Raw genomic sequence first — 26,293 nt, forward strand, 5'->3', positions numbered from 1 at the left:
CGTCCTCATGAAAACGGGATAATTCTATCCCAAAAGGTGGACCACTTCAGTGGGGGCACTCCATAGCGCCTTGTCGAGGTCGCGCCACGCACGGTAATCGACATCCTCCGGGCAGGCGCCCACATGGCGCAGCCTGGCGGAGCGCATGCGAGCCTCAAAGCGCTTGGTTTCTTTGCTGGCTACCTCACGGTCAACCAACAGGCCAAGCCATTCAGCATGGCTGAGATCGGCAGCAGCGTCCTGAACCTGGAGGTCCGCGAAGGCTTCGGCCATGCCGTCAAGCCGCAGGGCTTTCAGGTGATCGAGGGTTGCCACCGGCCCGTCCGAAGCGGAGACCTTCTGGACCGACTTTCTCCGCAGCCTTGCTGACCATGGGCTCCGCGGCGTGAAACTCGTGATCGCCGATGACGACAAGGGACTGAGGGCCGCCGCGCGCCGCGTCTTCAACGCCACCCATCAGAGGTGCCGCGTTCACTGGATGCGGAACGCGCTCGCCCATGCGCCGGCCAAGCAACGCATGGCCGGCGCGGCGATGCCGAAGACAATCTTCGCCCAGGACACCAAGTTCGAAGCCGAGGCGCAGAGGGATGTCGTCGCCGACGCGCTCCGCGAAAAATAGCCCAAGCTTGGTGCCCTCATGGATGCCTCGCGCGACGATGTGCTTGCTTACATATCCTATCCCGGCGAGCACTGGACGCAAATCGCATCAACGAATCCACTCGAACGGGTAAACCGTGAGATCAAGCGACGGGCCGATGTCATCAGGATATTTCCCAAAGATGCCTCCATCATAAGGCTGGTCGGTGCGCTCATATTGGAGACCAACAACGAACGGGCCGTGGCGAGGCGCTACATGTCGCTTGAAACTCTCGCACGCACAACAGACAATCCAACGGTCAGGCTGCCCGCCGTGGCCTCCTGATCAGTCTCGGACCTCTCCAAGGGTCGCGCTTCTTACATCAAGCATTGGGACACGATCCATGTCTGACCTATGGAAACGATATTTGCACCGAGGAACACAGCAAACTGGCGAAATCATATGAAGTCCTGCGGAACCCGGCAGCATCAACGACCCCTGCGAATCTGAGGATCGAGAACATGCAAGATCAGCCTCGACGCCATCCATTGGCGATTCCTGTCTACGGAATCTTTTTACTGGCGCTGGTGCAGGCACTCCTCGTGGCCTCAGAATTCTTGATCCCCGTCACGGGTGCCATTCTTGCTTATTTCCTGCTGAATGCGCCGCGCAGAGTCCTTGCCCGATTGGGCATCGGTGCGCCAATTGCCGCAGCAATCTTTACCTTGATCATTGGTATGACACTCACGCTCAGTGTGATGGCGCTCGCACAGCCGGTGACAAATTTTGTCGAAGACATTCCCGGCCTGATCGATGATGTGCGCGTCATGGCACGAAACCCCGGAGGGCCGTTCGAAGCTCTCAGTGAAGCTGCCACAGCCGCTGGCGATGCGGTGGATGACGCCACAGGCGATAGCGGTGACCCAATGGAGGTTCAGATCGTTGACGGCCCCGGCGTAGCAAACTCTGTTGTCTCGCTCGCACCGGGATTGCTCGGCCAACTCGCATTTTCGTTATGTCTTTTGTTCTTCCTCGTGGCTTCCGGGGATCTCTTCATCAAGAAAGCCGTTCAGGTCGTTGATGGCTTTCACGACAAAAAACAGACGTTCATCACGATACGCACGATAGAACGACGGCTCGGGAACTACTTGGGTGCAATCACCCTCATCAACTGTTGTCTTGGCCTCTGCATCGGTGTTGCCATGTGGTGGTGGGGCATGCCGTCACCCTGGCTGATCGGATTGATGGGCACTGTTTTAAACTTTGTGCCATTTGTTGGTGCCGTGGTTGGCTCACTTCTGGCGGGCATCATTGCACTCGTGACGTTCATGGCACCTTGGACAGCGGTGGGTGTCCTGATGACCTACTATGGGCTCACAGCATTCGAAGGCCAGTTCGCAACCCCCGCTCTGGTCGGCAAACGTCTTCGGCTGAACGTCGTTGTCGTATTTCTGGCCGTCGCGTTTTTTGCGAGGATTTGGTCTGTTATTGGCATGATCGTCGCCGTACCAATGTTGATCGTCGTCAAAGTGATCTGCGACAGCGTGCCGAAGTTTCGCAAGATTGGCCTGTTCCTGGGCGATGCCGACGGGTTTTCTCCGACAGATGAAGAAGGCCGGGGTCAACGCTAAACGAGCGGTGACATGCGGTAAATGCAAGCCGTGTTTCTCTGACCTTGCAGCATCGCATTCTACCGGGGCACCCCTTCAGGTCAGTTGCTCAGTCAAATCATGAGTTTCAACATTATGCGCCGCAATCGAACTCGTTGCTGTTTGGGAGGTGCCATATGCCGGGCGAGTAGCCCATACACAGAGGTTCATAAGAATGCGACAGAGGGCCACCCAGGGAACAGATGTTCGAAAAGGCGGTTTAGCCTCACCTTCATGCGGGAATGACGAATTGCAACTGTCCATCGAAGATCGGGACCTGCTCTGTCAGCGGTTCATGTTCGGCGGCGCCATGGGCGGGCAGATGGCCGTCCAGAACCTGTTTCCGGCCGGTTTGAGGCGGCGCGAGCTCTGCCTCGACGTCCTTCGCCCGGTCGCGGATCACCTCGGCGCGTTGTGGCTGAAGGACGAAGTGACATTCATGAGCGTTCGCGTGGCAACTTTGCGGATGGAATCGCTACTCCGGAAGACCGCCGAACCGATCGACCCAGTCATCGGCAAAAAGAGCAAGCAGGCCATCTTCGCGAGCGTGCCCGGCGACGATCACACGTTCGGCGTCGAGATGGCCGCGGATCTGCAACGCGCCAAAGGGTGGGGCATCCAGCTTGTGATCAACGCAAGCGTGGCAGATCTACTATCGGAAATCGTGAAGTCGCCGGCGGAGATCCTCGGCCTTTCGATCGGATCGCGTTCGTCGATGCACGCGCTTTACACAACGGTGCGGACTGTGAAAGAGCGTCGACCGGATATGAGAGTTCTCGTTTCTGGTGCCCTTGTGGGCCTCGACGCTCGCCCCATCGAGCGCCTCGGCGTTACAGCGCATGCCGATGACTTCGAGCGGGCGGAAAAGCTGCTCGACGCATCGTTGGTCACCATCTCGACGCGTAGCAGTCTCTCGGATTCCGTCACGGTCCTTCCACCCAACCCTCTCTGATCGATAGTCCTACCCCGTGGCGGCGGATCGGACGTCCGGTCGCCGCGAAAGGCGTGCTGCAACGACAAGGTCGGCTCCCTATGAGATGGGCTCGGAACGGAATCAGGCGCCATTACGAGCGGCACGTTATCTTCCGTTTACTCTGCTCCGCTGTCCGCCGCGGGCAGCACATTGTTGCTCGGAGAAGTGCTAGGTCAGATGATGCAACGCCGCGCGGCTCTGACATACGGTGCAGCAGGTCTGGGTGCGCTCGGGCTCACACTCTTTGCGGGCTGGTGGCGCGTCGATGGCCCTGGCAAGGTGAAACCTGTCGCCCAGCGAACGGCGCCACCGACCGAGATGGAATTTCGTCTAAGCGACCACGAGGGAGGTGCGGTCGGGCCGGACAGCCTGATCGGCCGTACGTCGCTGGTATTTTCGACTTCACCTTCTGCCCCGACGTCTGCCCCACCACCTTGTCGGATATCTCCGGCGGGCTCGACGATCTCGGGGCAGACGCCGAGCGGTTGATTGTCGTGTTCATCACCGTCGATCCTGACCGCGACACGGTGGAGGCCATGGCTGACTACGTCGGCTATTCTCATCCGGCAATTCGCGGATGGACGGGCCCTGACGATGAGATCGCATGCCCGGCTGACGGTTTCCGAGTGTGCTATGAGACGGTCCGAACCAACACCGGAGATTATACGATGAACCACACGGCGACCGTGTTTACCTTCGCGGCAACCGGTGCATTTTCCGGCACCATCGACTATCACGAGCCGAGAGAATTTGCGGTACTCAAGATCCGCCGCGCTTTGGACAACGACACGGAGGACATCACTTGAAACTCAGATACCTGGTCGCAGGCCTTGCTCTGGCCGGCGGAGTTTCGTCGGCAGCACTCTTACAGGAGCAGGATATCGGCGGAAGTCATAGTATCTTCTATTGAGCGGCGCTGCGGGGCGTCCGGCTTCGTGTGCTCCGCGTCACAACGACATACACCGCGAGAGTCACCACGACCACTGCACCACCGGCCATCATACGCCGCGAGGGCGCTTCGCCAGTGCCAAGCCACACCCACAATGGTGCGAGAACAGTTTCGAGCAACAGCAGCATGCTCACATTGGCGGCGGCCGTGTGGCGGGACGCCTCGTTAAGCGCAAAAAAGGACAATGGCAGGATCAGCAGCGCGCACACGAGAATGGCCCAAACCGTACCGTCCGTCATCTGTGCCGGTCCAACGATGAGCAGGCCTGAGATCCCCGACGTCAGTGAGCCCAATCCGATGACGAGAAATAGCGGCAGGCTGGCGTGATGGCGCATGGTCACGAACGTCAGAGCCAGAGCGAACGCAACCCCAAGCCCACACACCGCACCTGCCAGTGCGTCGGCGTCAAGCGCGGCCTCGCCCTTGTCTGTCACAGCCACCGTTAAGCCAGCAATCACCAGTACGATGGCGATCCATGTCGCGCGCGATGTGACCTCCTCGTACAGCCATTTTGCCAGAAGCGCTGACCAGACGGGTACAGTTGCGACACCCAAGAGAACTGTCGCAACCGGTGCGATCGCAATACCCATTGGGAATAGTGTCGTGTTAACCACTTGGCATACGATGACCACGATCGCGGCACCGGTCCCGAGCATGACAAAATCGGACGGCCTGTCTCGACTTGTCAGCACCCATGCGAGAATAAATATAAGTCCGAGGCCAAGGACTCTCCATCCCAGCATCTGGAATGTAGACATCCCAGAAATGCGTATGAAAAGTGCGTCCGGCGTTAACACAAGCGCCCCCGCCAGAGCGAGACCGACACCAAAAGAAGAAGACTTCTGCAAGACGCCCAACCCTAAAACACTCGCGCAGTGACCTGAGCCCCGACTCTCCTCCGGATTAACGGAGAGTCTGCAAGTTGATTTCTGGCGCTACGCGGCGCGCATTGCCAGCCCCTTCTTTGCTATGAACTCTGCCGGCGGGATGTTCCCGATGCCCGAGTGCGGCCAGTGGTGGTTGCAGTCTTGCTGCCAGGTCCGGATCTGCTCGCGGGCATCGACCAGCGTCGAGAAAAGGGTCTCGCTGAGAAACTCGTCCCGGAAGCGTCCGTTGAAGCTCTCGACAAAGCCGTTTTGCATGGGCTTTCCCGGAACGATGTAGTGCCAATCTACGCCTGAACTCTGGCACCAGGAGAGCACAGCCGTCGATGTCAGCTCAGTGCCGTAACACCTTCGTAATCTCGCTGATTGAAAGGCTATGACGGCCTGAGCAGCCTTCAAATTGTGCAGCAGGTGGTCATATGAGGTGCCCCCCGAAAACTGGACACTGACGTAAGCTCTGAATTGCTGTCTGCTGATCTTCACCACGAAGGAGATCGAAGATGTCGAAACGAAAGCAGCACGCCCCTGAGTTCAAGGCGAGGGTGGCGCTTGAGGCGTTGAAAGGTGAGGCGACCGTGTCGGAACTGGCGAGCCGGTTCGGGGTGCATCCGACGATGATCAACCAATGGAAACGTGCGCTGCTGGACGGCGCGTCCGGTGTCTTTGAACGCGGCGGCCGCAAGACGCCGGTCATCGATGAAGACCAGGTCAGGGATCTGCATGCCAAGATCGGGGAGCTGGCGGTGGCCAACTCTTTTTTGGAAAGAAAGCTCAAACCTTGGGGCGGGAAGTGAGGCGCAGCATGGTCGAGCGCGACCATCCGGACCTGTCGATTGGCCAGCAGTGCGCGCTTCTGTCGATACCGCGGTCGTCGTTTTATTACATGCCGCAGGGTGAGACGGAGCAGAACCTCGCGCTGATGCGGCTGATCGACGTGCAATTCCTGGAGACGCCCTTCTTCGGCGTTCGCCAGATGACGTGGCACCTGCGCAACGAGGGACACGCGGTGAACGAGAAGCGCATCCGTCGGCTTATGCGCCTGATTGGTTTGATGCCAATCTACCAGAAACCCAACACCAGCAAGCCGGCGAATGGGCACAAGACCTATCCCTACCTCTTGCGCGGGCTGCGCGTAGAGCGGCCCAATCAGGTTTGGTGCGTGGACATCACCTACCTGCCGATGCGCAGAGGGTTTCTCTATCTGGTGGCGATCATGGACTGGCACACCCGAATGGTTCTGGCCTGGCGGATCTCGAACACGCTGGACGCCGACTTCTGCGTCGACGCGCTGAACGAGGCAATCTATCGGTTCGGGCCACCTGACATCATGAACAGCGATCAGGGATCGCAGTTCACATCGTTTGCCTGGACAGATCGCCTGCGGCGGTCGGGCGTCCGTATATCGATGGATGGCAAGGGCCGCTACTTGGACAACATCTTCATCGAGCGCCTGTGGCGCACGCTGAAATACGAGTGCGTCTATCTGCATGTCTGGGAGACCGGGTCTCAGGCCCGCGCGGGTGTCCGGACATGGATGGGGTTCTACAATCACCGCCGCCCGCACAAAGCCCTTGGCGGCCAACCACCGGCCGTAGTCTACTCGCTGAAAGTCGAAGCAACGCAACCCGATCAGCAGGAGCAGATCAGAGCTTAGAAAGCGCCAGATCCTGTCCAAGGGAAGGGGAGCACCTCACCGCGCCAAGTTTGCCGGACGCTCCAATTCCTTCAACCTTTTGATCTCATCCCGGCCTATGCCGCCTTAATCCTTTCGCCAACGGAAAAAAGTCTGCGGCGATACACCGATCTGGCGTACCGCTTCTGCGATCCCCCGCCCTGTCCTTGCATCACTACAATCTGTCAAAGCTTGAGCACCGTGTCTTCGGGTTTGCCTGGTCTGCCAGCCATCTGTCATGCTTCTAAAACTGCTCTGCCCCCTGAAAACTGGACCGTTTAAAGCTGGAGTTTACGGCTAACATTTCCTGGCTGGGAAAGGAGCTGAGAAGATGAAGGCATCGAAGTTCACGGAGGCGCAGAAGGCGTTCATTCTGAAGCAGGGCGTGGAAGGCACGCCGGTGGCCGAGATCTGCCGCAAGGCTGGGCTCAGCCAGGCGACCTACTTCAACTGGAAGAAGCGATTTGGCGGGCTGCTGCCCGACTAGATGCGCCGGCTGAAGGCGCTTGAGGACGAGAATAGCCGGCTGAAGAAGATCGTTGCTAACCTGACTCTGGATCGGGAGATGTTGCAGGACGTCATCCGCCGAAAGCTCTGAGGCCTGCTCGGGCACGGGAGTTGGTGTACGGGTTGTTGGTGGACTGGGGCGTGTCGATCCGCCGGGCATGCCCGTGGCGGTGCTGATCTGGGCCATGGTCTATCCCATGATGGTCGGTGTGGACTTCGTTGCGCTGCGCTAGGTGGGCGATAAGCCCAAAGGGTTGGTCGTCACACTAGTGGTCATCTGGCTGATCAAGCCCTTCACGATGGCAGCACTCGGTGTGCTGTTTTTCAACTACGTCTTTGCTGGTCTGATCCCGCCGGATGATGCGCAAGCCTATCTGGAGGGCGTAATCCTGCTGGGGGCTGCGCCCTGCACCGCGATGGTTTTCCTCTGGTCGAATCTGACGCGCGGCGACGCCACCTATACCCTGGTGCAGGTCAGTGTGAACGATATCGTCGTGGTCTTTGCTTTTGCGCCCATCGTGGCCTTCATGCTGGGGGCGACGAACATCGTCGTGCCTTGGGACACCCTGCTGTTGTCGGTAAGCCTCTATGTCACGTTGCCGCTGTTGGTCGGATAATGCTGGTTTGGATCTTCAATCGTGATCCAGCGCAGGTCGGTAAACTCGGCAACGGCCGCCTTGCCGCCGAACCGGCCATAACCCGATGCCTTGACCCCACCAAACGGCATCTGCGGTTCATCTGAAACAGTCGGGCCGTTGATATGGCAAATCCCGCTTTCAATGCGGTTTGCGACACGCATGGCCCGCTGAATATCACGACTAAAGACCGCCCCCGACAAACCGTACTCCGTATCGTTGGCCACACGGATCGCTTCGTCGTCATCATTGACACGAATGCTAGGTTTGACCGGACCAAAGCTTTCTTCGGAAGACATGCGCCTATCGAGGGTTGCACGGTCGATCAGGGTCGCAGTGACGACGCCACCGTCACGTGCCCGCCAGCCAGAACCTTGGCACCCTTCGCGATGGCATCCGCGATCAGCTCATCCGTCTTTTCACCGGCGCCCGACGTCGCCAAGCCGCTCAGAACGACATGGCCGCCCGGGTCACCTGCAGGAAGTGATGCGGCCCGCGCCGCCAGTTTGGCTGCAAATTCGTCAGCCACGGCATCGCCGACAATCATGCGTTCAGTAGACATGCAGATCTGACCTATATCCATCTAACAGCCGTCCACGGCCGCGTTCACTGCGGCGTCAATATCCGCATCATCAAGAACGATCAGCGGCGGTTTGCCCCCCAATTCGAGCAGGAAAGGCTTCAACTCTTCGCCCGCGATGCGACCTACAATCCGTCAGCCCCGGGTGGATCCTGTAAAGCTGACGTGCCTGACCTGTGGCGCGCGGATCAGCGCCTCGACGATGGCGGCAGCAACTTCCGGCGCGTTCGATATCACATTGAGAACGCCATCCTTCAGGCCGGCCTGTGCAAAATATTGACCGACCAGGCGCTGCACATTGGGACACAGCTCGCCTGAATTCAAGACGACGATGTTGCCGCAAGCCAGCGGCATCGCAACGGCGCGGGTTTCCAGAATGACAGACGCATTCCATGGAGCGATCCCAAGGCGGACGCCTTTGGGTTTCGCCATCGCAAGCGCCAGCGTATCGAGAGTATTCGACGGAACAACCTCTCGGCCGACTTACGTCACCATGGCGGCGGCTTCGCGAATCATGTTGGCCGCAAACATCACGTTGAACCTGATCCACGGACCGGTGGCACTTGTTCCCGGCGTACCTGCAGCGATGAAACCGCTGGCCTTAGCGTCCATAATGTCAGCCGCATTGTTCACCAGCTTTCGCCGGTCCTGCAGCGATGTCTTTGCCCACGCCGAAAATTCCGCATGCGCGGCGGCAACCGCTGCAAGGGCATCATCTACGCGCGCCGCGGTGGCGTTGGTTGCGACAGCACCGGCGACGGGATCGCTCCGTTCAAAAATTGCGACCCACGTTTGCCTGAACCGGTTTACCATTGATCAACAGCTCGATTTTCAGGGCTGTCTCACTTTCGATCCGACGGGATTTGTCATCTTCGAAACGTCATTTCTGCAGAACAGCGATGGGCAATACGGGCCTGACGACACTGCCGCATTGTCGCCGCCGGGCAGTCAGACAAGGACCGTCCATCCGCTATCTCGTCCCTGCATCAGCCGTCAGCCGCCCCAGATTGAACCCTTCGTAGCCATTCATGGCCACATCCTCGACCAGTCGTTTGAACTTTGGTCCGCCGCCAAGATAGACCAGAAACCGCTTGGGCTTGCCGGCGATGTTTGACCCCATCCACCACGAATACCCCTTGGTCAGCAGGGTGTGATCCACGATGTCCAGAACCTCCTTGACCCAGCCCTCCTCGGCAGCGGCATCCGCCTCGCACCGGACATAGTCGTTGCGGTCCATATAGGCGATCAGATCGGTGATCCATTCACCGTCCCGTTCGATCCCCAGGGGGATATTGAACAGCGCAGAGGGGCTCATCGGGCCGGTGATGGCGAACATATTGGGAAAGCCATGGGTGTTGAAACCCATCAGCGATGTCGCCCCGTCCTTCCAGTGATCCTTGATCGACAGACCATCGCGCCCGGTAACGTTCATGCGGAAAATCGAACCGGTAACAGCGTCATAGCCCGTGGCATAGATGATCGCATCCAGGTCGTGATGCGTGTTGCCGACGATGATCCCGTCCGGCGTGATTTCTCTCAGCGGCTGGGTGCGCAGATCGACCAGCGTGACGTTGTCGCGGTTATAGGTCTCGTAATAGTTGGTTTCGCAAGGTTGCCGCCGGGTGCCATAGGCTAGGTCTTCGGGAGGGCACAGAGGTCGAAATCCGCTATTCCGGCGGCTCGCTGTTGTCCGTGATGAATTATTTGCAGGAAACCAACGCATTGACGGTGCTTCCGCACAGCGTGGTCTTCGCCTATCGCAACATGGGCCAGATCAAGACTATCCCGATCCAAATTCCGCAGCCGGAACGTTCGCTGGGGATCATGCAACTTGATGGCGCACCCAGATTGCCCGCCTCGGAAAAGCTGAAGCGATTCATTCTGCTTGGGTTCGAGGACCTGAAAACCCTGATCCTGCGGCACGAAAATGCCGTCGTTTGGGGCGGCTGACCAGAGCAAGTGCCTGCCTGACTACACCCTAGAACGGTGGCAGCCATGGCCTGGCCAGCGCAGCCCCTTTGGTTCCCTCCAATCCCGCCTTGGAAACCCAAAGGTCTGATTTTCCCAAAAGCAACCGGTAGGGTGGCATCGAACGCGGCCTACAACGCACGGAACGCACGGAACCTGGATGCGTCGATCAGGTTACAGGAATAGTCATCATGACGCGGAAACGACCGGTGGCTTGGTCACGACATCGCGGACGATCCTGCCGAAGTCGTCCAGTTTCGCCGCAAGCGGATTTGTCCGACGCCAGACGATGCCGATCGTCCGTGACGGGCGAGGTTCCGGAAAGCGCGCGACGACCACCGGAGCCGACTTTGTCTCCAACGGGACTGCGATCTCTGGAATAAGCGTCAGTCCCATGCCGGCTCCGACCATTTGCACAAGCGTCGACAGCGAACTGCCTTCCATCAGGTATCGCGGCTCGTCCGCGCCCATCTTGCAAAAGCTCAGTGCCTGATCGCGAAAGCAATGACCTTCGGCCAGCAGCAACAGCCCTCGTTTGCGCAAAGCGTCCGGACTGGGCACCGGCTTGCCGTCTTCGCTCTGCGGACGCAGCAACAGGAATTCTTCCTCGAAAAGGGCGACCTCCTGCAACGTCGGTTCTGATATCGGCAAAGCAACGATCGCCGCATCGAGGGTGGAATTGGCAAGGTCCGCAATCAGGGAACGCGTGATGTTCTCTCGCGGCTGAAGCTCGAGCGCGGGCATCTTGATCGACATCGCCTTCATGATCCGCGGCAGAAGATACGGCGCGACGGTGGGAATGACACCAAGCCGCAACCGTCCCGCAAGCGGACCGGACGCCGAACGCTTTAGATCGTCAAGCTCACGGACCTCCATGAGGATGTTGCGTGTCCGTGCAAGAAAATCCTCACCCAGCGCCGTCAGTCTGATCTCCCGCGCCAATCGCTCGACCAAAGGGCCGCCCAGCATCCTTTCAAGTTCCTTCATCTGAACCGATAGGGCCGGCTGGGATATGCCGACAGAATCGGCTGCGCGACCGAAGTGCGCATGACGCGCGAGCGCTTCAAAGTATCGCAGATGCTTGAGTGTGAGGCCTATCATTAGCTTAAACTATCGGTTTGGTCAGAAAAATCAATTGGAGGTTATTTGAGATGATGGATACGAGTTTGGAAACCCAGTAAACCGAGACGGAGATGATGATGGACGGCAACAAGGTTACGACAGGCGGGTGCCCCGTGATGCACGGCAGCAATACAGCCCTGACCAACCACCCCACCAAGTGGTGGCCGAAGATGCTGAACCTGGACATCCTGCATCAGCACGGGGCCCGCGCGAACCCCATGGACGTCGACTACGATCACCGCGAAGCCGTCAAGACGCTCGACTTTCAGGGCGTGTGGGATGACGTCGATGCCCTGCTGACCGACAGCCAGGTCTGGTGGCCCGCGGACTGGGGACACTACGGCGGTCTTTTCATTCGCATGTCATGGCACTCGGCCGGGTCCTACCGTCTGGCCGACGGTCGCGGCGGTGCCGGCACCGGCAACCTGCGTTTCGAACCACTGAACTCCTGGCCGGACAATGCCAGCCTGGACAAGGCGCGGCGCATCCTCTGGCCCGTCAAGAAGAAGTACGGCAATGCCCTGTCCTGGGCCGACCTGCTGGTGCTGGCGGGAACCGTGGCCTATGCCAACATGGGCCTGAAAGTCTATGGCTTCGCTTTCGGCCGAGAGGACATCTGGGGACCGGAAATCGACATCAACTGGGGGAACGACAGCGAAATCCTCGCGCCCACAGAAGAGCGTGTGGCCGATATCGACGACGCGGATTCGATGTATGACCCGCTTGCGGCATCGCACATGGGGTTGATCTATGTGAATCCCGAAGGCGTCAATGGCAACCCCGATCCGGCCAAGACGGCCAAGTACGTTCGCACGACCTTTGCCAGAATGGCGATGAACGACCTGGAAACCGCGGCTTTGACGGTGGGCGGCCATACCGTCGGCAAATGTCACGGCGGACTTGCCGCAAGTGAAATCGGCGCTGGCCCCGCAGATGGCGACATCATCAACGCGGGCTTCGGCTGGAGCAATCCGGGTTTCGATGGCAACGCCAATTCCATTCATACGTCCGGGCTCGAAGGGGCGTGGACTAGCAATCCGACGCAGTGGGACAACGGCTATCTCCACCTGCTCTTCAAGTACGAGTGGCAGCCGGTGAAATCCCGGTCTGGCGCGTGGCAGTGGGAACCGATCGATATCGCAGAAGAGGACAAGGTGCCCGATGCGACCGATCCGGCGATCCGTCACAATCCAATCATGACCGACGCCGACATGGCGATGAAGGTCGATCCGGTCTACCGCGAGATCTGCGAAAGGTTCCACGCGAACCCGGACTACCTGTCGGAGACATTTGCCAAGGCATGGTTCAAGCTGACCCATCGGGATATGGGGCCGAAGGCCAACTATCAGGGCCCCTACGTCCCGCAGGAAGACCTTGTCTGGCAGGATCCGGTCCCCGCAGGTGCCACGGACTATGACGTCGACGCGGTCAAGGCGAAGATCTCTCAAAGTGGTCTGAGCGTTGCGGATCTGATTGCCACCGCCTGGGACAGCGCGCGCACCTATCGCGGCTCCGACAAGCGGGGTGGTGCGAACGGTGCGCGTATCCGCCTGGCACCACAGAAGGACTGGGCTGGTAACGAACCCGATCGCCTGGCGCGGGTTCTGGGCATACTCGAACCCATTGCCAGCCAGACGGGTGCATCACTTGCAGATGTGATCGTTCTGGCCGGTAACGTCGGTCTGGAACGTGCGATCATCGCGGCCGGTCACGACATCGTCGTACCTTTCACAGCCGGACGTGGTGACGCGACCGACGATATGACGGACGTCGACAGTTTTTCGGTTCTGGAACCCCTTGCCGATGGGTTCCGCAATTGGACAAAGAAAGCCTACGACACCGCCCCAGAAGAACTGTTGCTCGACCGGGCACAGCTGATGGGCCTCACCGGCGCCGAAATGACGGTGTTGGTTGGTGGACTTCGCGTGCTTGGCGTCAATTACGGAAATTCCAAGTTGGGTGTCTTCACACAGCGCGAAGGTCAGTTGACCACCGACTTCTTCCAGACGATCACCGATATGGACTTGAAGTGGATGCCAACCGCTGACCATGGAACCTACCACTTGCAGGACCGCGCCACCGGCCAGGTCAAATACACGGCGACAAGCACCGACCTCGTCTTCGGATCGAACTCCATCCTGCGTGCCTACTCAGAGGTCTATGCGCAGGACGACAACGAGGCAAAGTTCGTTCGCGATTTCGTGGCGGCCTGGACGAAAGTGATGAATGCCGATCGCTTCGATCTGGCTGCCTGAGAATGACGTGTTCGGGCAGGGTAAAACCTGCCCGAACACCCCACCAAGCCGAAGGCAACCGCTTTTCCTTCGGCGAACCTGACGGATCGAAATCCGAACGCGCCGTGGCCCTCTCACGAGCCTTGCAGGCGCCCTAACGCCCACGATTGCACGATGAAATCCGGGGCACGTTGTAGGGCAACCATTCTTTCAACCCAATTTCCGCACTGACCCATGCCACACCTGACGTGCGGCGGTGTCGCAAACCGTGTCGGCGCGCGGGCCTGACGCGAGCAGCAGCCTGAGCGCATGACGGTAAGAGCGATCCGCGTTGCGTCGCGCGGCATACCATCGGCGTCGGCCCGTTCAGACCGTCTTGCTGCCCGTCCGCCGGGCGCAATAACGTTCCAGCTGAACGAGGGCATCGTAAAGAATCACGGCAAACAGACCGACGATCAGGCCACCCTGCATGACATAGGCGGTGTTGTTCGTCAGAAGGCCCGCGATGATCACTTCGCCCAGCGTGCGTGCGGCGACGGTCGATCCGATCGTGGCGGTGCCAAGGGCGATGACGACAGACAGGCGAATGCCCGTCAGGATCACCGGCAAGGCCAGTGGCAATTCGACCCGTACCAGCAATTGCCACCGGTTCAGGCCGATGCCGCGGGCCGCATCCATGGTAGCCGGCGGCAAGGTCAGCAGGCCGGTCATGGCGTTTTCGAAGATCGGCAGCAGGCCGTAAAGGAACAGCGCCACAAGCGTCGGCCCGTTGCCGAACCCCAGAACCGGCACGGCCAGCGCCAGAACGGCCACGGGCGGAAAAGTCTGACCCATGTTGGTCACCGTGCGCGACAGGGGACGGAAAGCGGCACCAAACGGTCGCGTCACCAAAATAGCAAGCGTCACCGCGACCAGCGTCGCCGCTCCAGAGGCCGCGACGACCAGCCCAAGGTGGCTGAGCGACAACGACAGCAGCGATGTCCGGTCATAGATCACCGGCCCCCCCGGTGGTGCGAAAGGTGCAAAGATCGTGGTAAACCACTGCGGACGCAGGACCAAAGCAATCAGCAGCAGGATCACCAAAAGGCGCAGCAGGTGACCCGCCCTCATGGATGTGCCTGCGCCCGCGCGCGGATGGCGTCCAGTGTCACGCGCCCGATCACGACGCCATCGCGTGCGACCGGGACCGCGTCCCGCCCGGTCCAAAGGCAGGCTGACAGCGCGTCGCGCAGGTTGGCCCCTACCGGCAGCGGATCGCCTGTCGCCGCCCCCGCCTCGACCAGTTCGGACAGGTTGATCAGCGACAGCAGACGCAGCGGGCGTTCCACCCGGCCGACCATCTCGGTTACGAAATCCGTCGCGGGACGCGTGATGATCTCGGCCGGCGTGCCGTATTGCACGAGGCGCCCGGCATCCATCACCGCCACGCGGTCGCCCAGACGGATCGCTTCCTCCATATCGTGGGTGACCAGCATGATGGTCGACCCCAAGTGCTGCTGGATGCGCCGCAGATCGTCCTGCGCGCGGGCGCGGATGACCGGATCCAGCGCGCCGAAGGGTTCGTCCATCAGCAACAGGTCCGGGCGCGACGCCAGCGCGCGCGCCACACCGACACGCTGCTGCTGGCCCCCCGACAATTCGGCGGGATAGCGGTCACGAAACGATTGCGGCTCCATCGAAAAGAGGGTCAGCAAGTCGTCGACACGGGCGGCGGTCTTGTCCCGCGGCCATTTCAGCAGCTCTGGGACGGCGGCAATGTTCTGGGCCACCGTGTAATGCGGAAACAACCCGTGGCCCTGAATGGCATAGCCGATGCGCCGCCGCAGGATATGCGGTTTCACATCAAGGGTGGATTCGCCATTAATCCGCACCGTGCCGGAGGTCGGTTCTTCCAACCGGTTGATCATGCGCAGAAGTGTGGTCTTGCCGGACCCGGAGGTGCCGACGATCACGGTCACCGTGCCCGTCTCGACCGTCATCGTGACGCTGTCGACGGCGGGTTTGCCGTCGTAAAGCTTCGTTATTGCGTCAATTTCAATCATGCAGTCACCGCCGGTGTCTTGCGGGCAAGTGCGACAAGGATATCCATCACGATGGCCGCAACCAGCGCCAGCAACACTGTCGGCAGCGCGCCCAGCAGGATCAGGTCGGTCGCGGTCTGGTTCAGGCCCTGAAAGACGAATGTGCCGTAACCGCCGCCGCCGATCAGCCCGGCAATGACGGCAAGCCCGATGTTCTGCACCAGCACGATCCGCAGCCCCGTCAGGATGATCGGCAGACCCAGCGGCGCTTCGACCCGCCACAGGCGTTGCTGCGGGGTCATGCCCATGCCGCGCGCGGCCTCCAGCGCGGCTGGCGGCGCAGAGGCCAGTCCGATGACCGTATTGGCCACGACCGGCAGCAGCGCATAAAGCACGAGCGCCACGAAAGCGGGGGCAAAGCCGATGCCGGCAATGCCGATGGCCTGCGCCCCGGGCACGCTGCGACCGACCCACCCCAGGACGGGGATCATCAGGCCGAACATCGCCAGCGACGGAATGGTCTGCAGAAAACTCAGCATCGGCAGGATACCGCCGCGCAACCGGGTCCGACGGTGACACAAAAGCCCCACCGGAAATCCTATGATCATGGCAGCGGCGAGTGAGCCGAAGGCCAGATTCAGATGCTGGACCGTCGCGCGGACGAAAGCGTCCTTGCGTCCGGCATATTCGCGCATGACCGAAAGCTCTGACAGGACGCCCGACCACAGAATGGCCGCCAGGACGGCCAGAACGACGGCCAGCAGGGCCGCGCGCGCGCGCGGTCCCGGTGACAGGGTCGCCAGTGCATCCGCCATCAGCAATGTCATGATCGCGAACAGGCACCAAAAGCCGATGGCTGGCGATACGCGGGCATAGTCTCCGGCATCCACCAGCAGCATCTCGGCTCCGTTGGACAAGAGCCAGACCAGACCGGCCAGTCCGATCGCAGCGCCCGTCAGCCGCAACCTTGGCCGCGCGCCGAAAAGACCCAGCGCCAGACCCAAAATGATCGCCACCAGACCCGGCACGGTGACGCCGGGCCCGGCCAGTTGCCACGCGACCACGCCTTCACCCGCAACGATCCTGTTCGCGGCAAGCGTCATGAACGGGGTCAGCAGCGCCGACAGCCCGAGGACCGCAAAGAGGATGCCCGGCGATGACACCCCCTCCGCACGGACCCGGGCCGGCAGCACGCTGGTCGTCAGTTCAGGACCCCGGTCGTCGTCAGGTATTCGCGCGCCACCGCCTCGGCTGGTTCACCGCCGACCTGGATACGGCCATTGAGATCCTGCAGGGTCTTCATGTCCAGCCCGGCAAAGATCGGGTTCAGGATATCGGCGATGGCCGGGTATTCGTCCAGCACCTCGGCCCGCACGATGGGCGTGGGTTCATAGACCGGCTGTACGCCCTTGTCGTCTTCCATCACGACAAGGCCCGTCGCACCGACACCGCCATCGGTGCCATAGACCATCGCCGCGTTCACGCCAGAGGTGCCGCGCGCCGCGGCCTGAATCGTCGCCGCCGTGTCGCCGCCCGACAGGATCACGGTCTGATCCGGCGACAGGGTAAAGCCATAGGTCGTCTGCATCGCAGGCAGAACCGCAGGAGAGGACACGAACTCTGTCGAGGCGGCGAGCTTGATGTCGCCACCGTCAGCCACCCACTGACCAAACTGCGACATGGTCGTCAGGTCGTTGTCCGCGGCGACCGGCCCGGTGACCGCAATGGCCCAAGTGTTGTTCGCCGGCGCAGAGTCGAGCCAGGTGATCTTGTTCTGCTCTGCATCGAGTTCAGCGGCCCGGTCATGGGCGGCCTGCGCGTCGTTCCAGACGTCGCTGTCGGCTTCATTGAAGAAAAACGCCGCATTGCCGGTATACTCGGGGTAGATGTCGATCTGTTGCGACAGCAGGGCCTCGCGCACGACCTGCGTGCCGCCAAGCTGCAACTTCCGCTCGACCGGCAGGCCGCCGTTTTCAAGCGCGAGTGCGATGATGTTGCCCAGCAGGCCACCTTCCGTGTCGATCTTGGAAGATACGGTGATGTCAGCGAAAGCGGCCGTGCCCATAAGGCCCGATACGCCTGCGGCTGCGAGGATAAGACGGATATTCATGGCGGTTTCGGCTCCTTTGAATGATCGCGCAGACCAGATCGGCCAATGAACGCTTTTTTTGCGACCTAGTGCATCATGACACATCGCCAAGCCATGGCGATGCGCAAAGCATCGTTCCACGCAGGGGATGATGGCAAGAGCAATGGCGCCATGTCAGCCTTCAAGGCTTCATTCATGGTGCGCGCGCCCCTCCGGGCGGCATCGCATTGCCCTCGACCGCGAGACACCCGGACGCCGCCTGTCTTGGGACGCGTGACTGCAATCGGCCGCTTGGCGCACATGATCCGTTTTGATCGCGGCTGAGCGATTTGCCACGTGTCGCCGCAGGTCGGGCCCTTGTCTGATCTGGAACCGCATTTGTTTGCCGCACAACGGCATAGCGTCGCACATCCTTGCGCATTCATCGTTCCGCAACACCTTGGCGGTTGTAGACAAAAAGGCGGTGCGCAGATGAAACTCGAGTGTGTCCTTGCGGGATGTCAGGTCCCGCCCTTCTTCAACGTCTGTGTTCAGACATGACGCGTGTCGCAATCATCGGGGCCGGCATGACGGGACTGGCCTGTGCGCGGCGGCTGATGCTGGGCGGCGTGCAATCCACCCTTTTCGACAAGGGGCGCGGCATCGGCGGACGCGTGGCCACGCGCCGGGCAGCCGGGCTGCAATTCGACCACGGCGCGCAATACGTGACCGCAAAAGGCACGCGTTTTTCCACCGTCATGAACGAATTGCGCGACAGCGGTGATGCGGCCCACTGGGCCGACGGCACGGGGCGGGATCATGTCGTCGGTGCGCCGGGCATGTCGGCCCTTCCCAAGGCCCTAGCCGCGGGACTGGAAGTTCGGCAAAGCACGCACGTGACCTCGGTGCAAGCCGAGGGGCCGGGCTGGCGGCTGCAATCGGACCAGTCGCAGCATGAGGCCACCCATGTGGTCATCACGGTGCCCGCGCCGCAGATGGCCGACCTGCTGGGCGCCGGCCACCCGCTGGTTGAACAGATCGGCGACGTGCGGTTTTCTCCTTGCCTGACGCTGATGGCTGCGGTGGCGGGGCCCGCCCCCTTCCTCAGCCGGCATGCACCGGACGATCCTTTGGCCTGGATCGCGCAGGACAGCAGCAAACCCGGCAGGTCGCAACAGGACGCAACCGCCTGGGTCGCGCAGGCGGGGGTCGATTTCAGCACGACCCATCTGGAACATGACAAGCCGCAGATTGCCGCACTGATGCTGCCGCTGCTGTGTGACAGTCTGGGCGTCATGCCGGATCGTGTGACCCATGCCGTGGCACATCGCTGGCGTTATGCCCGTGTGACCCAGGCGCTTGGCCAACCTTTTGTCCACGCGCCAGGGACGACACTGTATCTTGGCGGCGACTGGTGCATCGGACCACGGGTCGAGGACGCCTGGACCAGCGGCACCGCCATCGCAGAACACGTGCTGGGCACTTTGGCGTGATGAAGGATCCGCGCATCGGACGGCTGATCGTTCTGGTCGAGGCGGCCCTGCATCCGCCGCCGGGGGCGCTGCGGATCCTGTTCGCGCTGGGACTGGGCCTGCTGTGCCACGCGATCTTTGCACTTGCCGTCACGGCGATGATCATCGGCATGTTCTTCGGTCTCAGCGAAACCTTCGGGACCGTGGCCTGGCCTTGGGCCGCATTGACCAATACGGCGCTGATCCTGCAATTTCCCGCAGCCCATTCGTTCCTGCTGACGCGTCGCGGCGGCGGGTGGCTGGCCCGGTTGATGCCCGGCCCCCACGGCGCCACACTGTCCACGACAACCTACGCGATCATCGCCTCGATCCAGCTTCTGGCGCTGTTCACACTGTGGACGCCGTCGGGCATCGTCTGGTGGCGGGCCGAGGGGGCGACATTCTGGGTCACGACCTGCGCCTACGCTGCCAGCTATCTTTTGCTGATGAAGGCCAGTTTCGACGCCGGCGCAGAGGTGCAGTCCGGTGCGCTGGGATGGATGTCGCTGATGGCGCGCAAGCGGCCCGTGTTTCCCGACATGCCGACACACGGTCTGTTCCGCGTGATCCGTCAACCGATCTACGCGGCCTTCATTCTGACGCTTTGGACCGTGCCGGTCTGGACGCCTGACCAGCTTGTGCTGGCGGTGACCTTGACCACCTATTGCCTGCTGGCCCCGCGCTTGAAGGAACGGCGCTTTGCGGCCCGCTACGGCGCGGATTTTGATCGGTATCGCGCGCGTGTGCCCTACGTCGTACCACGCCTGATCAAAGCAGAGGACGATCCGCATGCGCAATGACCTGACGATCTATGACGAGGTCAGCGACCGCTGGTGGTCCGACGATCTGCGGTGGGTGAGGACCCTGAAAAATCTGGTGCCCGGTCGGATGACCTGGTTCGACCGTCACACCGACTGGCAGGGCAAGGCTGTTCTTGATCTGGGCTGTGCGGGCGGCTTCATGGCCGAGGCCCTTGCCCGTCGCGGCGCGGATGTCACCGGGATCGACCCGGCCACACAGGCCATCGCCGCCGCACGCCACCACGCAGCCGCTGAAAACCTGCAGATCGCGTATGACGTCGGTGTCGGCGAGGATATGCCCTACGCCAACGCCCGTTTTGACACCGTCGTCTGCGTCGATGTTCTGGAACATGTGGCCGACGTGGCCCACGTGCTGGCAGAGGTGTCCCGCGTGCTGCGTCCCGGCGGGCTGTTCCTGTTCGACACCATCAATCGCAACCCGATCGCCCGTTTTGCCGCGATCACGATCGCAGAGGACGTCCTCCGCCTGCTGCCGCGTGGCACGCATGATCCCGCCAAGTTCATCAAACCCCGCGAGCTGCGTGCCGCCCTGCGGCAGGCCGGTCTGACACCCGGCACGTTCACGGGACTTGGGCCGCGCGGCGTGGATCGCAGGATGGATCTGACCTTTGGTCCGCTGCCGTTCACGGCGGTCCAGTTCATGGGTCTTGCCCGCAAACAAGGGGCCACGACATGACGGGCCCTGCCCTCTGACGACCGCACGGTCGGCCGCCGTCACGGTGCGTTTCATTCAGACGCGCGTGCGACCGGAGCTGACAGCACCGTCGCCTGCAGCCACGGCACGATCAGGGGGGCAAGGACGGCGCGGTTCTCGTGCCAGATGTCGGCGGACCCGTCGCGGAACCCGAAATGATGCAACCCGACCAGCTGCCCTGCGGCGTTGAACACCGGCGCCCCCGACGACCCTTCCGCCGTGTCGCAGGTATGGGTGAAATCGGACGCCGCCGCGCGGCCATCCACGGGCGACGCGGCCGCGCCACAGTCAATGAAAGAGACCTGTTTGGGATGCGGGCCGGGGTGTTGGACGATGAAGAGAGGTCCGTGCAGCGCCTCCGCGCCCGGGTCCATGTCGGGCAGGCTGATCGGCGCGTAATCTGCGCCGGGCGATCCGGTCAGGCGCAGGGCCGTCACATCCAGTGCGAAATCGGACCACGCCGGATCAAAGCCCGCACAGCCGATCTGTGGCCCCATGTTCAACCGGCCAGCCGCGTCGTATTCATAGCCGAAGATCGCCCGCATGGACGCACATGCCGCGTCGCTGGCAATGCAATGCTGGTTCGTCAGCAGCAGATCGGACCGGATCAGAACGCCTGTGCAGGCCCGCGACGCTCCGCCGTCGATAAACGACAGCCACGCCACCGCCTGCGCCACGCCCGCCACAGCGGGCGGGACGGCGGGATCGTGCACCGGCATGATATCGTTCGCGCCCCATGCGGAAAAGAGCTCGCCGCCCTTCGCCTCGACCGCGATGCTGTCTAGGACAAGAACAGCCTTTGCAGGGGGATCGGGCGCAAGCAGCAGCAGCGTGGCGCGACCGAGCGGAAAAAGGTCGGTCCAGAGCCCCTCCGGGTCGATATGGTCCAGATGCACCTCTGACGCCGGACCAAGTGCGGGCAGGATGCGCAGGATCGCTTCGGGTCCGAAATCACCTTCGACGCGGATCAGAAGACGGATGTAATCGGCCCCCGCCACGGCAATCGAATCCGTCCACAGCACGGGCGGCGCGCCGAACTGGGCCGCACCGATGCGAATATCCAGACGATCGATGCGACCGTCCACCGATGCCTCCAGCACGGGGGCTGGTGCCGGGGTCACAGGCGTGTCGTCCTGCGCCAGCCCCGGCCCTGCCATCAGCATCGCGCAGGCCAGCGGAAAACCTCGCCCGACCGCGATCATGGCCCATCGCCGGCGGACAGGGAATCGACCATCTGCGACGTGTAATCACGAATGTCGCCGAAGGGAAAATCGACAATGCTGCCATCCGTCAACTGAACCCGCACGACCGGCGAGAGCGTCGTCAGAACGCAGCTGGGAAACTGGCGCAGCGGCGCGAAGCGGTCTCCGCGGTCCTCGGCCTCGTGCTTGAAGATAAGGTAGCGGCCGTTGTCCTGCACCGTCAGCCGCCGCAGGTTCCACCAGCTTTGCAGCGCCTCGCCGGTGTCGCTGGTCCGGCATTCGAACCAGTCGGGCGCCGCGATGACCTGCCCGGCCACTTGCCTGCCGTCGCGCAGAATGAAACGGTCGTTGGTCACGTCCACTGCGCGGCTGACGTTCAGCCGACCCGACGCCATGCGCCCGTCGAGTTCGGGGAAAAAATCGGCCGTATAGATCAACCGGTCCTTGACCATCTTGGGCGCGATCTGGGCGCCGTCCAGCTCTCGCGCGAAATGCCATTCGGCCGCGGCAAACACGAGCGATGCGGCCGCAGCCACCTGAGGGGCCGCAGAGGATGTGCCGGAATGATGCGCGTAGCGATTGCCCGACACGGTCGAAAGCACGTTTTCAGCCACCGCACCGATCGCGAAACGCGGGCTCCAGTTCGTGCCCTGCGTCAGCGTCTCCCACAGTTCTGGGGTGTCCTCGGACGCGTCAAGCCCGACCACGGTCATGACATTGTCCATGTCGACATAGCAGGCGGGCAGCAGGTTGCAGTTGATCTTGAGGTCGCGCGCGTCGTTGCCTGCGGCAATGACAAACAGCGATCTAGGCTCGTAGGCGGCGATCAGCGACTTGAACAGCGCGTCAGAACCCTCGGTCGGTTGCAGAAAACCGATACTCATGTTCACGACCCGCACGTCCGGTGGGATCGTGATCAGGGTCTGGGTCAGCGCGGGGATCTGCTGTGTGACGTCAAGCGTGCGGTCGAACGGCAGCAGGTAAAGACGCGCCGCCGGGTTCAGGCCGATCGGTCCGAACGCGCTGCGCTGCCCCGCGATCAGGCCCGCGACATGCACGCCATGGTCGCCGTTCGCCACGGCCGTCTCGTCGATTTGGGCGCAATCGGCCGCCGTCGCCGCCGGCAGAGCCCGGTCAGGCGCCACAAAGACAGGCGGCCAGTCGCAATGTCCCGCCTCGACCCGGTAGTCGATGACCGCCACGCCGACCGGACGCCGCAGCGCTGCGGGCATGTCTTCCAGTGTCGCAAGGGGATGGTTGATCGCACGCAGCAAGGCGTCAGTCGTCGGCCTTTGCCGCAGGGGCGTCATATCGCCGGGCGCGGCACCGGCCAGGACAGTCTCTGCGTGTCCGTCCTGACTGAACACCCGACCGATTGGCGCTAGGTTCCGGTTCAGCCGGTCCAGTGCCAGATCGGACGGCGACGTGCCTGCGAGGATATCCCGCCAAGCGGGGGTCTGCAGGTCGGTGCCCCGGGCTGCGAGGGGGAGGCTCTGTCCTGCAGCCCCGGACCCTGTGCCGGGCGGCATGGCCGCGGCCAGACGCGATCCGGCATCGACGGCCAGCTGGACCCGTGTTGCAAGTTGCGGCACCGGCAGCGCCGCGACCCCGGTGGATTTCGTCCGTCCAACGATGCGGGGATTGAACCGCGTGACCAGATCCGCGCAGGTCATACCCCATGCGGTGCAGTCCACATCAGGTCCGGGCGTGTAGGATTGGGCGGTCCATCCGTCGGGCACCGGCACCTGGGCAAGCGTGGTCCGTGTCTCAAAGGTATAACTTGGGATCGTGACGCCGTCCTGCGGGCCTGCCGTCCAGACGCCGTAGGATGCGGCAAAGCCGCCAACGTGGCCACCGGAATTCGACAACAGCGCGTCGCCGACAGGGACACGCGCCCGACTGCAGACATCCGCATTCAGATCGCAAAGCATCGCATCCAGAACCAGCGGAAAGTGATCGCCCGTAAAGACGCCTGCGCGGCGCATGGCCGCCTCGACCGTGCCGCCGGACCCCAGCGGGACATCCTGCACAGTCAGATTGCCGGTGTTGAAAAGCGAGACATAGAGCGTCGCCAGTTCCTCAGCGACCTCGAACGGCGTACTGCCCGTGGTGGTCCAGTCCATCGTGATCGTCCCCGTGGCCTGTGCCGCGATGGGTCCGGTGGCAAGACACAGGATCAGCGCGACGGGTGCGACATGCGATCGGGTCATGTGTCTTCCTCCTCGCCTCATGGCGCCGGTCGTGGGGTGTGGGTCACGCTGATGTCAAAGCTGCCACCGGCGTAACCGTGGACGGCGACCTGAACGAATTGCGCGTCCTCCGGCACATCAAAGGTGCAGCTTTCGGTCGGACCGGATTCGAACGGGCGGCAATCGTAGTTCGACAGCAAGGCCGGCCCGTCCACCTTGACATACAGATCCGGGTCCCCGGCCCCCGTCATGGTGGCCAGAAACGGCGTGCCCGCCGCGACCGCAAAATTGCCGATCAGGACCATGTCGCGGTCCGCCAGATCCTGCGGGCCAAAGCGGTCCGTCTGCGGCCGTGGCCCGCCGGGCGGGGCACAGATCGCGGGGTCGATGACAAAGCCCTCTGCCGGGCCGTAAAGACAGGCGATACCAGAGCGGTCGGCGGCGGTCAGCGACAATGACCAGTCGCCCCGCCCGTTGCACTGCGGGTAATGCATGACCGAAAAGGCGTCATAATCGCTGACCCCGCGCCACGCGCCGTCCTCAAAGCAGGTTCCGGCCTCTGGCCGGGTGTGTTCATGGCGACCGCCCAGCACGTGACCAAGTTCATGGCGCAGCACGCCGACAAGCGTCAGGTTGCCCGTCAGCGCAAAGGCGGAGGGGTCAATTGCCAGACTGCGCGCAGACCGCGGTTCGTTCGGCAGAAACGCCACCGCGAGGAACTGGCCACCGGTGTTCACCGGGCGCACATCGAACAGCACACGCGGATTGGTCGGCGCACACAGGCGATCCTCTGCCGCGACATGGACAAAGGTGATGTCGGCGGCCTGCTGCCACGCCGCCGCGGCCTCGGTCATCGCAGCGATCACCGGGGCCTGCCGGGCACCAAAGGCGTCTGACACGCAATAGGTCAGCGCATGCCGCTCTGCCCCCCAGATCTGGTCGAGGCCACCGACGACCGCGACTGCAAATTCCGGTGCCGCGTCGTCCATGGCAGCGGTAGCGGGTGGGCGGCGGATCGCGCTGTCCCAGAACTCTCGCAACAACTTGTCGTTGCGGATCGGTGTATCGCCGCTGACATAATATTTGCCGGTTTCGGGCAAAAAGGTCGTGGCATCCCGGAACGTGTCGAAATCCATCTGTCCGGCCTGCGCGCGCGCGGCGTCGGCAAGCGCGGTCAGCAAGTCCTCAGGTTCAACACCCTGGGCCCGCGGCGGATCTGGCACCACCGCACCAAGGCCCGCAAGCAGGAACAGCAGCATGATGGTCCGGCGTCGCATCGTGTCGTCTCTCCTTTCCTGCTCTCGGGGCGGTGCGTCAAAGTCCCTTTAGGTATTCGACAAGCGCCATGCGGTCGGCCTCGCTGAAATCGGCATTGCCGTAGTCGTGTCGGGCATTGGAATTGCCCGGGATCGACAGCCCGTCCGCGTCGCGCACGTCAAAGATCCAGGGCGTCCGCGCCGGATCGGTGACGAAACCCACCCGCACCGGGTCGAAGTCGCGCGATCCGACGCCAAAGCGTTCCGGCCTGACCTGTCCCGCGATATCGGGCAGGGCCTGCCCTTGCGGGACGGTGTTGCGCAGCCGGGCCGGCAACAGCAGATCGTAAAGCGTCGGTACAGAGCCGTTGTGCAGGAAAGGGGCCGTGGCCCAGATGCCGTTCAGGGGGCGCGCCTTGTAGGCCAGCAAGGCGGCATCGTTCGTCAGACAGGTCCGCGCCTGCGCGCGCTTCGCCGCGTCCGCCACCTCTGGCAAATAGTCGAGGGGTTGCGACAGCCCCACGAGCGCCGTGCCGCCAGCCGGTGGTGCGGTATCGCGAAACAGCGATGGGATCAGCTCGTCCAGCTTGCCCAGCACGGCGCCCACAGCGGCATTCACCAGCATCTTGTGCACCACGTCATGCGCTGCAATCCTCTCGCCGGCCACGCCAAAGGTGCGCTGTCTGGCCATGTTGCCGGCATCCGCCGTGCGCAGGAAGGTGTTGCACGCCAGAAAGACATCGGTGCCCGCCTCGTTCAGCGGCACCATGATCGCACCCGC

Annotated in this window: 20 protein-coding genes and 6 pseudogenes; 12 read left to right on the forward strand and 14 right to left on the reverse strand. The window is 62.1% G+C overall.

The window, feature by feature from the left end:
• Window positions 1-24: 24 nt before the first annotated feature.
• Entirely contained in the window at window positions 25-315 is a 291-nt protein-coding gene (locus GLR48_RS25890) for an ATP-binding protein (RefSeq protein WP_336886675.1), read from the reverse strand.
• Between GLR48_RS25890 and GLR48_RS24440 the strand changes: the two are divergent.
• The 4 genes and pseudogenes from GLR48_RS24440 to GLR48_RS24455 all read left to right on the forward strand — a co-directional run.
• Window positions 308-922: pseudogene (locus GLR48_RS24440) on the forward strand (IS256 family transposase); the annotation flags it as partial. The gene GLR48_RS25890 and the pseudogene GLR48_RS24440 sit on opposite strands and share 8 nt — an antisense overlap.
• A gap of 176 nt (window positions 923-1,098) precedes the next feature.
• Window positions 1,099-2,208, forward strand: a complete 1,110-nt coding sequence (locus GLR48_RS24445) for an AI-2E family transporter (RefSeq protein WP_237066698.1) — start codon at window positions 1,099-1,101, stop codon at window positions 2,206-2,208.
• A gap of 268 nt (window positions 2,209-2,476) precedes the next feature.
• Window positions 2,477-3,178: a cobalamin B12-binding domain-containing protein gene (locus GLR48_RS24450; RefSeq protein ID WP_237066700.1), complete on the forward strand. Its 702-nt coding sequence runs from the start codon at window positions 2,477-2,479 to the stop codon at window positions 3,176-3,178.
• Between the two features lie 201 nt (window positions 3,179-3,379).
• Window positions 3,380-4,005 (forward strand): annotated as a pseudogene (locus GLR48_RS24455) (SCO family protein).
• A 97-nt stretch (window positions 4,006-4,102) separates the two neighbouring features.
• Here the strand turns inward: GLR48_RS24455 and GLR48_RS24460 are convergent.
• Together GLR48_RS24460 and GLR48_RS24465 are read right to left on the reverse strand one after the other, a co-directional pair.
• Window positions 4,103-4,996, reverse strand: a complete 894-nt coding sequence (locus GLR48_RS24460; protein ID WP_237066703.1) for a DMT family transporter — start codon at window positions 4,994-4,996, stop codon at window positions 4,103-4,105.
• Window positions 4,997-5,110: 114 nt separating this feature from the next.
• Window positions 5,111-5,374, reverse strand: a pseudogene (locus tag GLR48_RS24465) (integrase core domain-containing protein); the annotation flags it as partial.
• A gap of 158 nt (window positions 5,375-5,532) precedes the next feature.
• Here GLR48_RS24465 and GLR48_RS24470 point away from each other — a divergent pair.
• From GLR48_RS24470 to GLR48_RS24480, 3 genes and pseudogenes are all read left to right on the forward strand, one after another.
• Window positions 5,533-6,686 (forward strand): IS3 family transposase gene (locus GLR48_RS24470; RefSeq protein ID WP_237066705.1). Its coding sequence is split into 2 segments (ribosomal slippage): window positions 5,533-5,785 and window positions 5,785-6,686, totalling 1,155 coding nucleotides; the frame shifts between segments, so codons are not numbered across the junction.
• A gap of 349 nt (window positions 6,687-7,035) precedes the next feature.
• A pseudogene (locus GLR48_RS24475) lies at window positions 7,036-7,373 on the forward strand (transposase); the annotation flags it as partial.
• Window positions 7,373-7,825, forward strand: a pseudogene (locus GLR48_RS24480) (arsenic resistance protein); the annotation flags it as partial. The pseudogenes GLR48_RS24475 and GLR48_RS24480, both read left to right, overlap by 1 nt.
• On the opposite strand, the pseudogene GLR48_RS24485 reads toward GLR48_RS24480, so the two are convergent.
• Window positions 7,798-9,239 (reverse strand): annotated as a pseudogene (locus GLR48_RS24485) (aldehyde dehydrogenase family protein). The pseudogenes GLR48_RS24480 and GLR48_RS24485 sit on opposite strands and share 28 nt — an antisense overlap.
• A gap of 157 nt (window positions 9,240-9,396) precedes the next feature.
• Entirely contained in the window at window positions 9,397-10,149 is a 753-nt protein-coding gene (locus GLR48_RS24490) for a hypothetical protein (RefSeq protein ID WP_237066707.1), read from the reverse strand.
• Here GLR48_RS24490 and GLR48_RS24495 point away from each other — a divergent pair.
• Complete coding sequence (locus GLR48_RS24495; RefSeq protein ID WP_237066709.1) at window positions 10,149-10,376, forward strand: hypothetical protein; 228 nt, start codon at window positions 10,149-10,151, stop codon at window positions 10,374-10,376. The genes GLR48_RS24490 and GLR48_RS24495 overlap by 1 nt on opposite strands.
• Window positions 10,377-10,583: 207 nt before the next feature.
• Here GLR48_RS24495 and GLR48_RS24500 read toward each other — a convergent pair whose 3' ends face one another.
• On the reverse strand, window positions 10,584-11,495 hold the full coding sequence (locus tag GLR48_RS24500) for a hydrogen peroxide-inducible genes activator (protein WP_237066711.1): 912 nt from the start codon (window positions 11,493-11,495) through the stop codon (window positions 10,584-10,586).
• A gap of 98 nt (window positions 11,496-11,593) precedes the next feature.
• Here GLR48_RS24500 and katG point away from each other — a divergent pair, with 98 nt between their 5' ends.
• Window positions 11,594-13,771 (forward strand): catalase/peroxidase HPI, encoded by a 2,178-nt coding sequence (katG, locus tag GLR48_RS24505; RefSeq protein ID WP_237066712.1) that lies wholly within the window; start codon window positions 11,594-11,596, stop codon window positions 13,769-13,771.
• Window positions 13,772-14,116: 345 nt separating this feature from the next.
• Here katG and GLR48_RS24515 read toward each other — a convergent pair whose 3' ends face one another.
• From GLR48_RS24515 to osmF, 4 genes are read right to left on the reverse strand one after another with little or no spacing between them, the layout of a single operon-like run.
• Complete coding sequence (locus tag GLR48_RS24515) at window positions 14,117-14,860, reverse strand: ABC transporter permease (protein WP_237066714.1); 744 nt, start codon at window positions 14,858-14,860, stop codon at window positions 14,117-14,119.
• Entirely contained in the window at window positions 14,857-15,792 is a 936-nt protein-coding gene (locus GLR48_RS24520) for an ABC transporter ATP-binding protein (protein ID WP_237066716.1), read from the reverse strand. Before GLR48_RS24520 ends, GLR48_RS24515 begins: the two co-directional genes overlap by 4 nt.
• Window positions 15,789-16,964 carry an ABC transporter permease gene (locus tag GLR48_RS24525; RefSeq protein WP_237066718.1) on the reverse strand — a complete coding sequence of 392 codons (1,176 nt, stop codon included), beginning with the start codon at window positions 16,962-16,964 and terminating at the stop codon, window positions 15,789-15,791. Before GLR48_RS24525 ends, GLR48_RS24520 begins: the two co-directional genes overlap by 4 nt.
• 8 nt (window positions 16,965-16,972) lie before the next feature.
• Complete coding sequence (osmF, locus tag GLR48_RS24530; protein WP_237066720.1) at window positions 16,973-17,881, reverse strand: glycine betaine ABC transporter substrate-binding protein OsmF; 909 nt, start codon at window positions 17,879-17,881, stop codon at window positions 16,973-16,975.
• 515 nt (window positions 17,882-18,396) lie between these two features.
• On the opposite strand from osmF, the gene GLR48_RS24535 reads away from it, so the two are divergent.
• The 3 genes from GLR48_RS24535 to ubiG are packed head-to-tail and all read left to right on the forward strand — an operon-like array spanning window position 18,397 to window position 20,847.
• On the forward strand, window positions 18,397-19,332 hold the full coding sequence (locus GLR48_RS24535; protein ID WP_237066722.1) for an NAD(P)/FAD-dependent oxidoreductase: 936 nt from the start codon (window positions 18,397-18,399) through the stop codon (window positions 19,330-19,332).
• Complete coding sequence (locus GLR48_RS24540) at window positions 19,332-20,150, forward strand: methyltransferase family protein (RefSeq protein WP_237066739.1); 819 nt, start codon at window positions 19,332-19,334, stop codon at window positions 20,148-20,150. Before GLR48_RS24535 ends, GLR48_RS24540 begins: the two co-directional genes overlap by 1 nt.
• Complete coding sequence (gene ubiG, locus GLR48_RS24545) at window positions 20,140-20,847, forward strand: bifunctional 2-polyprenyl-6-hydroxyphenol methylase/3-demethylubiquinol 3-O-methyltransferase UbiG (protein ID WP_237066724.1); 708 nt, start codon at window positions 20,140-20,142, stop codon at window positions 20,845-20,847. The genes GLR48_RS24540 and ubiG overlap by 11 nt, the downstream gene beginning before the upstream one ends.
• 50 nt (window positions 20,848-20,897) lie before the next feature.
• On the opposite strand, the gene GLR48_RS24550 is transcribed toward ubiG, so the two are convergent.
• The 4 genes from GLR48_RS24550 to GLR48_RS24565 form a co-directional block, all read right to left on the reverse strand.
• Window positions 20,898-22,067, reverse strand: a complete 1,170-nt coding sequence (locus GLR48_RS24550) for a trypsin-like serine peptidase (protein ID WP_237066726.1) — start codon at window positions 22,065-22,067, stop codon at window positions 20,898-20,900.
• Entirely contained in the window at window positions 22,064-24,277 is a 2,214-nt protein-coding gene (locus GLR48_RS24555) for a S8 family serine peptidase (RefSeq protein ID WP_237066728.1), read from the reverse strand. The genes GLR48_RS24550 and GLR48_RS24555 overlap by 4 nt, the downstream gene beginning before the upstream one ends.
• Before the next feature lie 17 nt (window positions 24,278-24,294).
• Window positions 24,295-25,533, reverse strand: coding sequence for a pre-peptidase C-terminal domain-containing protein (locus tag GLR48_RS24560; RefSeq protein WP_237066729.1), 1,239 nt, complete (start codon window positions 25,531-25,533; stop codon window positions 24,295-24,297).
• Between the two features lie 37 nt (window positions 25,534-25,570).
• Window positions 25,571-26,293: di-heme-cytochrome C peroxidase (locus GLR48_RS24565; RefSeq protein ID WP_237066731.1), on the reverse strand; the 723-nt coding region annotated here is incomplete at its 5' end.

Origin of the sequence: Loktanella sp. M215 (assembly GCF_021735925.1) — a bacterium.
Classification (GTDB): Bacteria; Pseudomonadota; Alphaproteobacteria; order Rhodobacterales; family Rhodobacteraceae; genus Loktanella.

Coding starts and splice junctions, on each gene's coding strand:
- GLR48_RS24445 (WP_237066698.1), top strand. CDS start 1,099: ATGCAAGATCAGCCTCGACGCCATCCATTGGCGATTCCTGTCTACGGA.
- GLR48_RS24490 (WP_237066707.1), bottom strand. CDS start 10,149: ATGCGTTGGTTTCCTGCAAATAATTCATCACGGACAACAGCGAGCCGC.
- GLR48_RS24500 (WP_237066711.1), bottom strand. CDS start 11,495: ATGATAGGCCTCACACTCAAGCATCTGCGATACTTTGAAGCGCTCGCG.
- katG (WP_237066712.1), top strand. CDS start 11,594: ATGGACGGCAACAAGGTTACGACAGGCGGGTGCCCCGTGATGCACGGC.
- GLR48_RS24515 (WP_237066714.1), bottom strand. CDS start 14,860: ATGAGGGCGGGTCACCTGCTGCGCCTTTTGGTGATCCTGCTGCTGATT.
- GLR48_RS24520 (WP_237066716.1), bottom strand. CDS start 15,792: ATGATTGAAATTGACGCAATAACGAAGCTTTACGACGGCAAACCCGCC.
- osmF (WP_237066720.1), bottom strand. CDS start 17,881: ATGAATATCCGTCTTATCCTCGCAGCCGCAGGCGTATCGGGCCTTATG.
- GLR48_RS24535 (WP_237066722.1), top strand. CDS start 18,397: ATGACGCGTGTCGCAATCATCGGGGCCGGCATGACGGGACTGGCCTGT.
- GLR48_RS24540 (WP_237066739.1), top strand. CDS start 19,332: ATGAAGGATCCGCGCATCGGACGGCTGATCGTTCTGGTCGAGGCGGCC.
- ubiG (WP_237066724.1), top strand. CDS start 20,140: ATGCGCAATGACCTGACGATCTATGACGAGGTCAGCGACCGCTGGTGG.
- GLR48_RS24550 (WP_237066726.1), bottom strand. CDS start 22,067: ATGATCGCGGTCGGGCGAGGTTTTCCGCTGGCCTGCGCGATGCTGATG.
- GLR48_RS24555 (WP_237066728.1), bottom strand. CDS start 24,277: ATGACCCGATCGCATGTCGCACCCGTCGCGCTGATCCTGTGTCTTGCC.
- GLR48_RS24560 (WP_237066729.1), bottom strand. CDS start 25,533: ATGCGACGCCGGACCATCATGCTGCTGTTCCTGCTTGCGGGCCTTGGT.